At 66.8% G+C, this 14,651-nt stretch carries 7 protein-coding genes and 3 rRNA genes; 3 read left to right on the forward strand and 7 right to left on the reverse strand.

Going from position 1 to position 14,651, the window contains the following annotated elements; all coding sequences use genetic code 11:
- Nucleotides 1-6 precede the first annotated feature (6 nt).
- Together E4U91_RS16460 and E4U91_RS16465 are read left to right on the forward strand one after the other, a co-directional pair.
- Nucleotides 7-1,422: an ATP-binding protein gene (locus E4U91_RS16460; protein ID WP_067234681.1), complete on the forward strand. Its 1,416-nt coding sequence runs from the start codon at nucleotides 7-9 to the stop codon at nucleotides 1,420-1,422.
- Between the two features lie 35 nt (nucleotides 1,423-1,457).
- Nucleotides 1,458-2,918, forward strand: coding sequence for a type IV secretory system conjugative DNA transfer family protein (locus E4U91_RS16465; protein WP_137307563.1), 1,461 nt, complete (start codon nucleotides 1,458-1,460; stop codon nucleotides 2,916-2,918).
- Here the strand turns inward: E4U91_RS16465 and E4U91_RS16470 are convergent.
- The 5 genes from E4U91_RS16470 to E4U91_RS16495 form a co-directional block, all read right to left on the reverse strand.
- Nucleotides 2,907-3,476: a GNAT family N-acetyltransferase gene (locus E4U91_RS16470; RefSeq protein WP_137310855.1), complete on the reverse strand. Its 570-nt coding sequence runs from the start codon at nucleotides 3,474-3,476 to the stop codon at nucleotides 2,907-2,909. The two genes, E4U91_RS16465 and E4U91_RS16470, sit on opposite strands and share 12 nt — an antisense overlap.
- A 109-nt stretch (nucleotides 3,477-3,585) precedes the next feature.
- A 5S ribosomal RNA gene (rrf, locus tag E4U91_RS16475) occupies nucleotides 3,586-3,702 on the reverse strand.
- Nucleotides 3,703-3,795: 93 nt separating this feature from the next.
- Nucleotides 3,796-6,917: ribosomal RNA gene (locus E4U91_RS16480) — 23S ribosomal RNA — on the reverse strand.
- 301 nt (nucleotides 6,918-7,218) lie between these two features.
- Nucleotides 7,219-8,744 (reverse strand): 16S ribosomal RNA (locus E4U91_RS16485).
- Together the 16S, 23S and 5S rRNA genes form the textbook arrangement of a ribosomal RNA operon.
- A gap of 571 nt (nucleotides 8,745-9,315) precedes the next feature.
- Complete coding sequence (locus tag E4U91_RS16495; protein WP_137307564.1) at nucleotides 9,316-9,864, reverse strand: MarR family winged helix-turn-helix transcriptional regulator; 549 nt, start codon at nucleotides 9,862-9,864, stop codon at nucleotides 9,316-9,318.
- Nucleotides 9,865-9,968: 104 nt separating this feature from the next.
- Between E4U91_RS16495 and E4U91_RS16500 the strand changes: the two genes are divergently transcribed.
- Nucleotides 9,969-11,258, forward strand: a complete 1,290-nt coding sequence (locus tag E4U91_RS16500) for an MFS transporter (RefSeq protein ID WP_137307565.1) — start codon at nucleotides 9,969-9,971, stop codon at nucleotides 11,256-11,258.
- Nucleotides 11,259-11,283: 25 nt separating this feature from the next.
- Here the strand turns inward: E4U91_RS16500 and E4U91_RS16505 are convergent, their stop codons facing one another.
- A complete protein-coding gene (locus E4U91_RS16505; RefSeq protein ID WP_137307566.1) occupies nucleotides 11,284-12,930 on the reverse strand; it encodes an ATP-binding SpoIIE family protein phosphatase in 1,647 nt (548 codons plus the stop codon).
- Nucleotides 12,931-13,181: 251 nt separating this feature from the next.
- Complete coding sequence (locus tag E4U91_RS16510; RefSeq protein ID WP_137307567.1) at nucleotides 13,182-14,603, reverse strand: NAD(P)/FAD-dependent oxidoreductase; 1,422 nt, start codon at nucleotides 14,601-14,603, stop codon at nucleotides 13,182-13,184.
- Nucleotides 14,604-14,651 lie beyond the last annotated feature (48 nt).

The following is a 14,651-nucleotide window of genomic DNA, read 5'->3' on the forward strand; positions in this document are numbered from 1 at the left end:
GCACCCATGCGGGACCCCCTGTCGATCCTCACCGAAGCGTTCACGTCCTTCCTCTTCGGGAAGGTCGAGACCACGCGCCTCCCGGTGCGCACCTCCACGGGCCAGGCCCAGGCCGTCTACCTGCCCACGGCCGCCCCCGGCCTCGGTGACTCGGGCGTCATCATCGGCCGCGAGGTGTACTCCGGGAAGGGCTACATCTACGACCCCTTCCAGCTCTACGGCCAGCAGCTGCCGGCCCCCCACTGGCTGGTCCTGGGCGAGTCCGGCAACGGCAAGTCCGCCCTGGAGAAGACGTACGTCCTGCGCCAGCTGCGCTTCCGCGACCGCCAGGTCGTCGTCCTGGACGCCCAGGGCGAGGACGGCGTCGGCGAGTGGAACCTCATCGCCGAGGAGCTGGGGATAACCCCCATCCGCCTGGACCCCACGGCCGCCCTGAACCACGGGATCCGCCTCAACCCGCTCGACCCGTCGATCACCACGACCGGCCAGCTCGCGCTGCTCCGGACGATCATCGAGGTCGCCATGGGCCACGGCCTGGACGAGCGCTCCGGCTTCGCCCTCAAGGTCGCCCACGCCTACGTCAACGAGACGATCGTCGACCGCCAGCCCGTCCTGACCGACATCGTCGACCAGCTACGGCACCCCGAACCGGACTCGGCCGAGGCGATGAACGTCGCCCTGGACGACGTCCGCGCCTGGGGCCTGGACGTCGCCCTGGTCCTGGACCGCCTGGTCGACGGCGACCTGCGCGGCATGTTCGACGGCCCGACGACGGTCGGCATCGACCTCGACGCCCCGCTGATCGTCTTCGACCTCTCCCACATCGACCGCAACTCCATCGCCATGCCGATCCTCATGGCGATCGTCGGCGTCTGGCTGGAGCACACCTGGATCCGCCCCGACCGCAAGAAGCGCATCTTCCTGGTCGAGGAAGCCTGGCACATCATCAACAGCCCGTTCGTGGCCCAGCTGTTCCAGCGCCTGCTGAAGTTCGGCCGACGCCTCGGCCTGTCCTTCGTGGCGGTGGTCCACCACCTGTCCGACGTGGTCGACGGAGCGGCGGCGAAGGAGGCGGCCGCCATCCTGAAGATGGCCTCCACCAGAACCATCTACGCCCAGAAGGCCGACGAGGCCCGCGCGACCGGCCGCGTCCTGGGCCTGCCCCGCTGGGCGGTGGAGATCATCCCCACCCTCACCCCCGGCATCGCGGTGTGGGACGTCAACGGCAACGTCCAGGTGGTCAAGCACCTGATCACCGAGACCGAACGCCCGCTGGTCTTCACCGACCGCGCCATGACGGAGTCCTCCAGCGACCTCCTCCAGGGCGACGACGCCCTGCGGGCCGCCGAACTCGAGGCGGAACAGCGCGCGGCCGCCTTCGTGGAACAGCACCTGGGCGACTCCGAGTCGACGGTGGCGTAAGAACCAACAGCAGAGCCCGGAGAGCGAGGGAAGCCGTGAGACCGGTCGACGACGGCCACGACCGCCGGGGCGCCCAGGGCGGCATCCCGGACGGGCTGCTGCTGGGCATCCTGGCGTTCCTGCTCGGCATGACCCTGCTGGTCTGGACGGCCACGGGCCTGGCGGCCCTGTTCTCCCACGGCGCCTGGCCCGACGGCGTCACCTTCACCCACACCCCCCTGGCCATGCGCCACCTCATCGGCCGACCGCACGACGTCCCGGGCGCCTGGCCCGACGCCCCCGCGGGCGCACTCTCCGGCTACGGCCTCTTCTGGGGCCTGCTCATCGGCCAGCTGATGATCCTGTTCGTCTTGACGGTGTTCACGATGGGCACGCTGGCGAGGTGGAGGGCGGTACGGGCGCGGAGGAAGCTGGGACTGGAACACCCCCCGGAGCCGGTACCGCACCCCCGGCAGGAGGTCAGCGAGGTGGTCGCGCCTCCGGCACCGACGACCGTCGAGCAACCGGCGGACCCGCCGACTGCTCCCCTGTCCCACGGCGAACCGGTGACCGGCTGGGAAACCTCCCGCGCCGAAGGCCCGGTGCTCTACGCCCCCCGGGACGCGCGCGAGCTCACCGCGGCCCAGGCCATCCGCGACGCCGAGGGCCCCGCCCTCGTCATCACCTCCAACCCCGCCCTCTGGCAGTCCACCAAGGACGCCCGCGCCAAACTGGGCCCCGTCCACGTCTACGACCCGGCCCACCTCTGCGACACCCCGGCCCGCCTCCACTGGTCCCCCACCACCGGCTGCGAGGACAAGAACACCGCGGCCCACCGGGCCGCCGCCCTCCTCACCCCCGTACGCCCCGCCTCGCGGCTGGACCAGGCCGTCAGCGACACCGCCGAGACCCTGCTGCGCAGCTACCTGCACGCCGCCGCCGTGGACGGCCGCACCATCCGCCACGTCCACCGCTGGTCCCAGGGCAGCCAGGTCCAGGACGCCGTCCGCATCCTCCGTACGAACCCGAAGGCCGCCTCCGGCTCCGCCGGCGAGCTGGAGGCCGCCCTCACCGCCCACCCGGAACGCCGGGACATCGCCCAGGAGTTGGCCACCCGCGCCCTGTCCGCGCTCACCATGGTCAACGTCCGTGAGGCCTGCACCCCGAACCGAACGGACGCCCTCGCGCTGGATTCCTTCATCGACGAAGGGGGCAGCCTCTACGTAGTGGGTGAGTCCCTCGAGGACCCCCGGACGACGCCGGGCGCGATGCCGTTCCTGACGGCCCTCGCCGCAAGCGTGGTCGAGCACGGCCGGCGCATGGCCGAACGGTCATCCTCCGGTCGGCTCGACCCACCACTCACCCTCGTCCTGGACGACGTGGCGGCCGTGGCCCCGATCCCCCAGCTCCCGGCCCTGCTCACCACCGGCACCGACCGCGGCCTGCCGACCCTGGCCCTGCTGCGCTCCCGCGAACAGGCCCGGACCCGCTGGCCGCACGACGAACTACCGGTGTGAGACCTGCGCCCGTTCGAGCACGAACTCCAGCTCGGCCTCGTCATCGCCGTGGCCCAACGGCACGGTCACCCCGCTGGGTACGAACCCGATCCGCCGGTACAGCGCCTGGGCGACGCCGTTCTCCTCGTGCACGATGAGCCGCACCCGCTCCACCCCGCTGTCCCAGGCCCAGCTCAGGCCGGCGTCGAACAGCGCACGGCTCACGCCACCGCCCCGCCACTCGGGACGCACATAGACCCCGACGACATGCCCCTGCCGTCGCTCGACGGGGAACCCGGCCCAGTCGACGGTGCCGGCCTCCTCGATGAGCACGGTCAGCGTGCCCACCAGGTCCCCTCCGGGCGCCTCGGCCACGAACTGCCGTGCCCCGGGGGCCCCGTCAGCGGCCCCGGCCGCCCGCCCCTGCCAGAACTCGTCGGGCCGGGCGAGCGCCTCGTCGTACGTCTCCAGAAACGCCAGGTGCGCCACGGGGTCCTGCAGCGCGAACAGCCGGAGCTCCTTGATCGCGGGCCACTCCTCGGCACGCACGGTCCGCACGACGAGGCCGGCCTTTGTCATGTCCCTAGTACTCACGGGGCCACGGTAGTACCGGACCCGGTACGGCTTCACCTCATATAACGCAGAAAAGCCCCGTGCCGAATGGCACGGGGCTTTCCTTGTAAGAATTGTTCGGCGGTGTCCTACTCTCCCACAGGGTCCCCCCTGCAGTACCATCGGCGCTGTAAGGCTTAGCTTCCGGGTTCGAAATGTAACCGGGCGTTTCCCCTACGCTATGACCACCGAAACACTATGAAACTGTCGAACAATGCCGCACCACACCCTTACGGGCATGGGGCTGTTCGTGGTTTCAGAACCAACACAGTGGACGCGAGCAACTGAGGACAAGCCCTCGGCCTATTAGTACCGGTCACCTCCACACGTTACCGTGCTTCCAGATCCGGCCTATCAACCCAGTCGTCTACTGGGAGCCTTACCCCATCAAGTGGGTGGGAGTCCTCATCTCGAAGCAGGCTTCCCGCTTAGATGCTTTCAGCGGTTATCCCTCCCGAACGTAGCCAACCAGCCATGCCCTTGGCAGGACAACTGGCACACCAGAGGTTCGTCCGTCCCGGTCCTCTCGTACTAGGGACAGCCCTTCTCAAGACTCCTACGCGCACAGCGGATAGGGACCGAACTGTCTCACGACGTTCTAAACCCAGCTCGCGTACCGCTTTAATGGGCGAACAGCCCAACCCTTGGGACCGACTCCAGCCCCAGGATGCGACGAGCCGACATCGAGGTGCCAAACCATCCCGTCGATATGGACTCTTGGGGAAGATCAGCCTGTTATCCCCGGGGTACCTTTTATCCGTTGAGCGACGGCGCTTCCACAAGCCACCGCCGGATCACTAGTCCCGACTTTCGTCCCTGCTCGACCCGTCGGTCTCACAGTCAAGCTCCCTTGTGCACTTACACTCAACACCTGATTGCCAACCAGGCTGAGGGAACCTTTGGGCGCCTCCGTTACCCTTTAGGAGGCAACCGCCCCAGTTAAACTACCCATCAGACACTGTCCCTGATCCGGATCACGGACCCAGGTTAGACATCCAGCACGACCAGACTGGTATTTCAACGACGACTCCACAACCACTGGCGTGGCCGCTTCAAAGTCTCCCAGCTATCCTACACAAGCCGAACCGAACACCAATATCAAACTGTAGTAAAGGTCCCGGGGTCTTTCCGTCCTGCTGCGCGAAACGAGCATCTTTACTCGTAGTGCAATTTCACCGGGCCTATGGTTGAGACAGTCGAGAAGTCGTTACGCCATTCGTGCAGGTCGGAACTTACCCGACAAGGAATTTCGCTACCTTAGGATGGTTATAGTTACCACCGCCGTTTACTGGCGCTTAAGTTCTCAGCTTCGCCCCACCGAAATGGAGCTAACCGGTCCCCTTAACGTTCCAGCACCGGGCAGGCGTCAGTCCGTATACATCGCCTTACGGCTTCGCACGGACCTGTGTTTTTAGTAAACAGTCGCTTCTCGCTGGTCTCTGCGGCCACCCCCAGCTCAGAGTGCAAGACTCATCACCGGATGTGGCCCCCCTTCTCCCGAAGTTACGGGGGCATTTTGCCGAGTTCCTTAACCATAGTTCACCCGAACGCCTCGGTATTCTCTACCTGACCACCTGAGTCGGTTTAGGGTACGGGCCGCCATGAAACTCGCTAGAGGCTTTTCTCGACAGCATAGGATCATCCACTTCACCACAATCGGCTCGGCATCAGGTCTCAGCCTCGTGTGATCCGGATTTGCCTGGATCACGGCCTACACCCTTACCCCGGGACAACCACCGCCCGGGCTGGACTACCTTCCTGCGTCACCCCATCACTCACCTACTACCAGATCGGGTCAGCGGCTCCACCACTCCCCTCAACTCCGAAGAGATCAGGGCGGCTTCACGGCCTTAGCATCACTGGATTCGATGTTTGACGCTTCACAGCGGGTACCGGAATATCAACCGGTTATCCATCGACTACGCCTGTCGGCCTCGCCTTAGGTCCCGACTTACCCTGGGCAGATCAGCTTGACCCAGGAACCCTTAGTCAATCGGCGCACACGTTTCTCACGTGTGTATCGCTACTCATGCCTGCATTCTCACTCGTCAACCGTCCACGACTACCTTCCAGTGCCGCTTCACCCGGCAGACGACGCTCCCCTACCCATCACAGCCGGCGTTGGCCGTATATGCTGCAATGACACGACTTCGGCGGTACGCTTGAGCCCCGCTACATTGTCGGCGCGGAATCACTAGACCAGTGAGCTATTACGCACTCTTTCAAGGGTGGCTGCTTCTAAGCCAACCTCCTGGTTGTCTCTGCGACTCCACATCCTTTCCCACTTAGCGTACGCTTAGGGGCCTTAGTCGATGCTCTGGGCTGTTTCCCTCTCGACCATGGAGCTTATCCCCCACAGTCTCACTGCCGCGCTCTCACTTACCGGCATTCGGAGTTTGGCTAAGGTCAGTAACCCGGTAGGGCCCATCGCCTATCCAGTGCTCTACCTCCGGCAAGAAACACACGACGCTGCACCTAAATGCATTTCGGGGAGAACCAGCTATCACGGAGTTTGATTGGCCTTTCACCCCTAACCACAGGTCATCCCCCAGGTTTTCAACCCTGGTGGGTTCGGTCCTCCACGAAGTCTTACCTCCGCTTCAACCTGCCCATGGCTAGATCACTCCGCTTCGGGTCTTGAGCGTGCTACTGAAACGCCCTGTTCGGACTCGCTTTCGCTACGGCTACCCCACCCGGGTTAACCTCGCAACACACCGCAAACTCGCAGGCTCATTCTTCAAAAGGCACGCAGTCACGAGAATGGAGCAAGCTCCACTCCGACGCTCCCACGGCTTGTAGGCACACGGTTTCAGGTACTATTTCACTCCCCTCCCGGGGTACTTTTCACCATTCCCTCACGGTACTATCCGCTATCGGTCACCAGGGAATATTTAGGCTTAGCGGGTGGTCCCGCCAGATTCACACGGGATTTCTCGGGCCCCGTGCTACTTGGGTGTCTCTCAAACGAGCCGCTGACGTTTCGACTACGGGGGTCTTACCCTCTACGCCGGACCTTTCGCATGTCCTTCGTCTACATCAACGGTTTCTGACTCGCCTCACAGCCGGCAGACTGTGAAAGAGAGATCCCACAACCCCGTATGCGCAACCCCTGCCGGGTCTCACACGCATACGGTTTGGCCTCATCCAGTTTCGCTCGCCACTACTCCCGGAATCACGGTTGTTTTCTCTTCCTGAGGGTACTGAGATGTTTCACTTCCCCTCGTTCCCTCCACACTGCCTATGTGTTCAGCAGTGGGTGACAGCCCATGACGACTGCCGGGTTTCCCCATTCGGAAACCCCCGGATCAAAGCCTGGTTGACGGCTCCCCGGGGACTATCGCGGCCTCCCACGTCCTTCATCGGTTCCTGGTGCCAAGGCATCCACCGTGCGCCCTTAAAAACTTGGCCACAGATGCTCGCGTCCACTGTGCAGTTCTCAAACAACGACCAGCCACCCATCACCCCCGGATCACTCCGGAGTTCACTGGGGCCGGCGACTGAGGAAGTTCATTCCCTCAGACACCCAACAGCGTGCCCGGCCACAACCCGTCCGGTAATCATGCGTTCCACGCTCCGAAGAGCAGTACTAGCAGCCACCGACCCGAGGTCCTGACCGAATAATCAACGTTCCACCCATGAGCAACCAGCACCGGACATTCGCCGATGTACTGGCCTCTGGACCGCGAAGCGGCCTAGAAGTGCTCCTTAGAAAGGAGGTGATCCAGCCGCACCTTCCGGTACGGCTACCTTGTTACGACTTCGTCCCAATCGCTAGTCCCACCTTCGACGGCTCCCTCCCACAAGGGGTTGGGCCACCGGCTTCGGGTGTTACCAACTTTCGTGACGTGACGGGCGGTGTGTACAAGGCCCGGGAACGTATTCACCGCAGCAATGCTGATCTGCGATTACTAGCAACTCCGACTTCATGGGGTCGAGTTGCAGACCCCAATCCGAACTGAGACCGGCTTTTTGAGATTCGCTCCACCTCACGGTATCGCAGCTCATTGTACCGGCCATTGTAGCACGTGTGCAGCCCAAGACATAAGGGGCATGATGACTTGACGTCGTCCCCACCTTCCTCCGAGTTGACCCCGGCGGTCTCCTGTGAGTCCCCATCACCCCGAAGGGCATGCTGGCAACACAGGACAAGGGTTGCGCTCGTTGCGGGACTTAACCCAACATCTCACGACACGAGCTGACGACAGCCATGCACCACCTGTACACCGACCACAAGGGGGCGCCTGTCTCCAGACGTTTCCGGTGTATGTCAAGCCTTGGTAAGGTTCTTCGCGTTGCGTCGAATTAAGCCACATGCTCCGCTGCTTGTGCGGGCCCCCGTCAATTCCTTTGAGTTTTAGCCTTGCGGCCGTACTCCCCAGGCGGGGAACTTAATGCGTTAGCTGCGGCACCGACGACGTGGAATGTCGCCAACACCTAGTTCCCACCGTTTACGGCGTGGACTACCAGGGTATCTAATCCTGTTCGCTCCCCACGCTTTCGCTCCTCAGCGTCAGTAATGGCCCAGAGATCCGCCTTCGCCACCGGTGTTCCTCCTGATATCTGCGCATTTCACCGCTACACCAGGAATTCCGATCTCCCCTACCACACTCTAGCTAGCCCGTATCGAATGCAGACCCGGGGTTAAGCCCCGGGCTTTCACACCCGACGTGACAAGCCGCCTACGAGCTCTTTACGCCCAATAATTCCGGACAACGCTTGCGCCCTACGTATTACCGCGGCTGCTGGCACGTAGTTAGCCGGCGCTTCTTCTGCAGGTACCGTCACTTTCGCTTCTTCCCTGCTGAAAGAGGTTTACAACCCGAAGGCCGTCATCCCTCACGCGGCGTCGCTGCATCAGGCTTTCGCCCATTGTGCAATATTCCCCACTGCTGCCTCCCGTAGGAGTCTGGGCCGTGTCTCAGTCCCAGTGTGGCCGGTCGCCCTCTCAGGCCGGCTACCCGTCGTCGCCTTGGTGAGCCGTTACCTCACCAACAAGCTGATAGGCCGCGGGCTCATCCTTCACCGCCGGAGCTTTCGACCCTCACAGATGCCTGCAAGAGTGATATCCGGTATTAGACCCCGTTTCCAGGGCTTGTCCCAGAGTGAAGGGCAGATTGCCCACGTGTTACTCACCCGTTCGCCACTAATCCCCACCGAAGTGGTTCATCGTTCGACTTGCATGTGTTAAGCACGCCGCCAGCGTTCGTCCTGAGCCAGGATCAAACTCTCCGTGAATGTTTACCGGTAATCCGGTGCACACATCACGAGAGCGGAACCGTCGAGCGGAATAAGCTTGACGGTTCACAGCGTCCTCGCTGTGTTTTCTTCAAAGGAACCTCGTCCCGGTCGTGTTGACCGGAGACGGGGTATCAACATATCTGGCGTTGATTTTTGGCACGCTGTTGAGTTCTCAAGGAACGGTCGCTTCCTTTGTACTCACCCGAGAGACTCTCTCGCGGCTTTCCTCCGGGCGCTTCCCTTCGGTCTTGCGTTTCCGACTCTATCAGATCCTTTCGGCGTCTGATTCCCAGTCAGAGGGGGTTGCCTTCCCGGCCGTTGGGCCGTTCCGACGTCTCAAACCTTAGCGGATCCTTCCCGGTGAGCGCTAATCGAGCTACCGGGCTCCCATTCGAATTCAATTCGGACACGCCGAATGGAATCCCGCTGGGAGAGATCTTGCTGGTGGTGTGAGGTTCTGCCGCTGCTGCGGCTGAGGTGCTACCCGAGAACCGTTACGGCTCCGTGGCAACCCGAAGAACCTTACGGATCCACCAGGGGCGTGTCAAGCACCCCCTGTCAAGATCTTTTACTCCAGATCGGTGAGGCGGCCGCCGGCGTCCGGCTGGGCGTGCTCCACCCGGCGCAGGAGCCGGGTCAGGACCTCGCCCAGCGCCGTGCGCTCGTCCGCCGTGAGGTCCTGGAGCAGGTCCTCCTCGAACACCGTCGCCATGCGCATGGCCTCCAGCCACTTCTCGCGGCCCTCGGTCGTCAGCTCGACGATGACCCGGACCCGGTTCGCCTCGTCCCTCTGCCGGGTCACCAGTCCTTCGGTGACCATGCGGTCGATCCGGTGGGTCATCGCGGCGGGCGTCAGGCCGAGGCGCTTGGCGAGGTCGCTGGGGCCCATCCGGTAGGGGGCGCCGGACAGGACGAGGGCCTTGAGGACCTCCCAGTCGGCGTTGCTGATGCCGAGGGCGGCGGTCTGGCGGCCGTAGGCGACGTTCATGCGGCGGTTGAGCCGGGAGAGGGCCGACACGATCTTCTCGACCTGGGGGTCGAGGTCCTGGAACTCGCGCTGGTAGGCGGCGATCTGCTCTTCGAGGGTCGGCTCCGTGACCCCGGGGGTGTCGGCCATGCGCGCAGTATCCCACGGGGCCTCTTTGCTTTGAAGTTCTTCGGTATGTAGTCTTTAGCTTCGAACTTTAGCTTTGAAGTCTTCACGTCTAACTAGTGGAAGAGGTGAACGTGACCAGGGACATGGGCGCAGCGATGCGCCGGATCCACGTGGGCAACGCACTCAGCGCGTTCGGGCTCGGCTTCACCGTCCCCTACCTGTACGTCTACGTGGCGCAGGTGCGGGGGCTCGGTGCCATGACGGCGGGGCTCGTGCTCGCCGTGTTCGCCGTGGCCGCGTTGATCGTGCTGCCGTTCGCCGGTCGGGCGATCGTGCGGCGCGGCCCGCTTCCGGTGCTGCTCGCCGCCCTGGTCACCGCCGCACTGGGCTCGCTGAGCCTGGGGCTGGCCGGCAGCGCCGTCACCGTCCTGGCGTCGGCGGCCGCGCTGGGGGCGGGGCAGGCCGTGATGCAGCCGGCGCTCGCCACGATGATCGTGGACTGCTCCCCCTCGGAGACGCGGTCGCGGGCGTTCGCCACGCAGTTCTTCCTGCAGAACCTCGGGCTGGGCGTCGGCGGTCTCATCGGCGGGCACCTCGTCGACACCACGCGCGTGTCCTCCTTCACGCTGCTGTTCGCGATCGAGGCGGCGATGTTCCTGCTGCTGGTCGTGGTGATGGTGACGGTGCGGATGCCGCACGTGCCGCGGGTCGAGGACGCGCCGCGCTCCGCGCGGGGCAGCTGGAAGCAGCTGCTGGGCAACCGCGCCATGGTGCAGCTGTCCGTGCTGGGCTTCGTGCTGTTCTTCGCCTGCTACGGCCAGTTCGAGTCGGGGCTGAGCGCGTACGGCGTGGAGGCCGCGGGGATCTCGACGTCCGCGCTGGGGACGGCGCTGGCGGCGAACACGCTGATGATCGTCGTGGCGCAGTTCGCCGTGCTGCGGTTCGTGGAGCGCCGGCGGCGGTCGCGGGTGATCGCCGCCGTGGGGCTGATCTGGGCCGTGGCCTGGGTCGCCGCCGGGTACGCCGGTCTGGGGCACGGCAGCCAGGAGATGGCGACGGCCGCCTTCGTGTCGACGTACGCGCTGTTCGGGCTTGGTGAGGCGATGCTGTCGCCGACCGTGGCGCCGCTGGTCGCGGACCTGGCGCCGACGGGTCTGGCCGGGCAGTACAACTCGGCGTTCGCGCTGGTCAAGCAGCTGGCGCTGGCGATCGGTCCGGCGGTCGGCGGGCCCATGGGGGCGTCGCTGCACGCGCCGTACGTGGTGACGTTCCTGCTGTTCTCGCTGGGCATCACGGCGCTGGCGCTGCGGCTCGGCTCGCACCTGACGGTCGCGCAGGACCGGCCGTGGGTGCTGCGCAACCGGGTGGTGGCCCGCGGCGGTACGGCGGCGACGTCGGTGTCCGCGGAGGCCTGACCCCCGCGCGCGTACCCCGCCGCCCTCACCCCTTGGGCAGGGCGAACTCGCACCAGACGGCCTTGCCGCCGCCCGGGGTGCGTCTGCTGCCCCAGCTGGAGGCGATCGTCGCGACGATCGCGATGCCGCGGCCGGACTCGTCACCGGGTTCGGCGCGGCGGCGCCTGGGCAGGTGGTCGTCCCCGTCGGTGACCTCGATGATCAGGCGGCGGTCGGTGCGGCGCAGGCGCAGGCGCATGGGCGGGGTGCCGTGCTGGAGGGAGTTGGCGACGAGCTCGCTGGCCGCGAGGACGCCCAGGTCGTGCAGGTCGGCCGGGAAGCGCCAGCTGGTGAGGACGCCGGAGGCGAAGGCACGCGCGCGGGGGGCCGCCTCGATGCCGCCGAGGAGTTCCAGCGCGGCGTTGCGGAACAGGTCGCCGTCGCTGCCCGTGCGGTGCGGGTGCTGGAGGACCAGGACGGCGACGTCGTCGTCGTGGTCGGCGGTCACGCCCGCCGAGCGGACCAGGCGGTCGCAGACGACCTGGGGGGTGCCGGTGGCTCCGGACAGGGCGCGCTCCAGGGCGGCGATGCCCTCGTCCAGGTCCTCGTTCCTGCGTTCGACCAGGCCGTCGGTGTAGAGGACGGCCGTGGCGCCCGGGCCGAGGGCGACCGAGCCGGAGGCGTGCATCCAGCCGCCGGTGCCGAGCGGCGGGCCGGTGGGCTCGTCGGCGCGCTGGACGGTGCCGTTCTCGTCGCGGACCAGGATGGGCAGGTGGCCGGCGGAGGCGTACACCAGCCGGCCCTCGTTGGGGTCGTGGATGGCGTACACGCACGTGGCGATCTGGTTGGCGTCGATCTCGGTGGCGAGGCCGTCGAGGAGCTGGAGCACCTCGTGCGGGGGCAGGTCGAGGCGGGCGTAGGCGCGTACGGCGGTGCGCAGCTGGCCCATGACGGCGGCGGCGCGCACGCCGCGGCCCATGACGTCGCCGATGACGAGGGCGGTGCGGCCGCCGCCGAGGGTGATCACGTCGTACCAGTCGCCGCCGACCGCGGCCTCGGTGCCGCCGGGCTGGTAGGTGGCGGCGATGCGCAGGTCGTCCGGCTGTTCGAGTTCCTGCGGGAGCAGGGAGCGCTGGAGGGTGACGGCCGTCTCGCGCTGGCGGCGCTCGCTCGTGCGCAGGCGCTCGGCGGCCTCGGCGTGGTCGGTGACGTCGGTGGCGAACACCAGAACGGCGCTGTCGCCGCCGTCGGCGACGGGCGTGCAGGTGAACGTGTAGGAGCGGCCGTCGGGGGCCTTGCGGGACTTGAGCGTGCGGGGCTTGCCGCTGCGCAGGGCCTGGTCGAGCAGGGGCAGCAGGCCGAGGTCGCGCAGTTCGGGCAGGGCCTCGGCGGCGGGGGCGCCGGGCGGGCGCGGGCCGAAGGCGGCCGCGTAGGCGTCGTTGACGTAGGCGAGGCGGTGGTCGGGGCCGTGCGTCAGGGCGACGAGGGCCGGGACGCGGTCCAGGACCTCACGGACCGGAAGGTCGTCGACGGCGGGCGCGGGGGGCGTGTCGTCGGTGGGGTGCTCGGCGCGGGCGGCCGGTACCGAGGTGTCGCTCCGCCGGTCGGTGGTGAGGGTGACCGGGTGCTCGGCCCGCGCGGCGGCGCGGCGCTGCGTTCCGGGGAGCCGGGCGCTCCAGCGCGTGAAGTTCACGAATCCTTGCCTCGTGTCGTCGTCGTCGGCCGGCTCCTGGCCCGGCCTGGGCTCCGGGCCGCGCGGCGGGGGCGCACATTGTCGCAGCACCTGTCGCAGTACCCGGGGAATGCAGCACTTGGGAACAGCCTCGTGGGTCGCGGGGCGGGCGGTGGCCCGCCGGCTCGGGGAGCAGTCTGGCAGGGTGGCCGTCCGGGCCGACAATCGTCGGACGCCGGGGCGGCCGGTGGAGTTCCTGGACGGGGACAGGACTACCCGAACGGGTCGTCGCCGCCCTCCTGGCGGCGCGGGTCCTGGGCCCGTTTCCCGTCGGTGTGGTCCGTCCCGTCGCCGGAAGGCTTTCCACCGGCGGCCAGTTCGAACTCCGCGCGCGGATGTTCGAGGGAGCCGAGGGAGACGATCTCCCGCTTGAAGAGCCCGGACAGGGTCCACTCGGCGAGCACGCGCGCCTTGCGGTTGAAGGTGGGCACGCGGCTGAGGTGGTAGGCGCGGTGCATGAACCACGCCGGGTAGCCCTTGAGCCTGCGGCCGTACACGTGCGCGACGCCCTTGTGCAGGCCGAGCGAGGCGACCGAGCCGACGTACGCGTGCGCGTACGTCTCCAGGGGCTCGCCCCGCAGGGAGTGCGCGATGTTGTCGGCGAGCAGCCCGGCCTGGCGGACGGCGTGCTGGGCGTTGGGCGCGGTCTCCTGGCCGGGGCCGGCGGTGACGTCGGGGACGGCGGCGGCGTCCCCGGCCGCCCACGCGTGCGGGACGCCCTCGACGGCCAGTCGGGGGGTGCACCTCAGCCGGCCGCGCGCGGTCAGCGGCAGGTCGGTGGCGGCGAGCAGGGGGTGCGGTTTGACGCCGGCGGTCCACACGACCGTACGGGTCGGGAAGCGGGAGCCGTCGCTGAGGACGGCGACGCGGTCGGCGCAGGACTCCAGCCGGGTCTCCAGGCGGACGTCGATGTTGCGGCGGCGCAGCTCGCTGACCGCGTAGCGGCCCATCTCCTCGCCGACCTCGGGCAGGATCCGGCCGGACGCCTCCACGAGGATCCACTTCATGTCCTCGGGCTCGACGTTGTGGTAGTAGCGCGTGGTGTAGCGGGCCATGTCCTCCAGCTCGCCGAGGGCCTCCACGCCCGCGAAGCCGCCGCCGACGAACACGAAGGTGAGGGCCGCGTCGCGGATCGCGGGGTCGCGCGTGGAGGAGGCGATGTCCATCTGCTCGATGACGTGGTTGCGCAGGCCGATGGCCTCCTCGACGGTCTTGAAGCCGATGCCGTACTCGGCGAGACCCGGGACGGGCAGCGTGCGCGAGACCGAACCGGGCGCGAGGACGAGCTCGTCGTACGGCAGCTGCCGCGGGCCGGTGCCCTCCTCCGCGGTCGCCGGGGTGGCGAGGGTGGCGGTGCGCTTCGCGTGGTCGACGGCGGTGATCTCGCCGATGAGCACCCGGCAGTGCGGCAGGACGCGGCGCAGCGGCACCACGACGTGCCGCGGGGAGATGGCACCGGCGGCCGCCTCGGGCAGGAACGGCTGGTAGGTCATGTAGGGGTCGGGCGTGACGACCGTGATCTCGGCCTCGCCGCGCCCCAGCTCGTGTTTCAGCTTCCGCTGGAGCCGCAGGGCCGTGTACATCCCGACGTAGCCGCCACCGACAACGAGAATGCGCGCACGTTCCTTCACCATCCCATGACGCACCCGTCTCCGGAGTTTGTCCACAGCCCCGGCAAATTG

The organism is Streptomyces lasalocidi (assembly GCF_005280215.1).
Classification (GTDB): Bacteria; Actinomycetota; Actinomycetes; order Streptomycetales; family Streptomycetaceae; genus Streptomyces; species Streptomyces longwoodensis.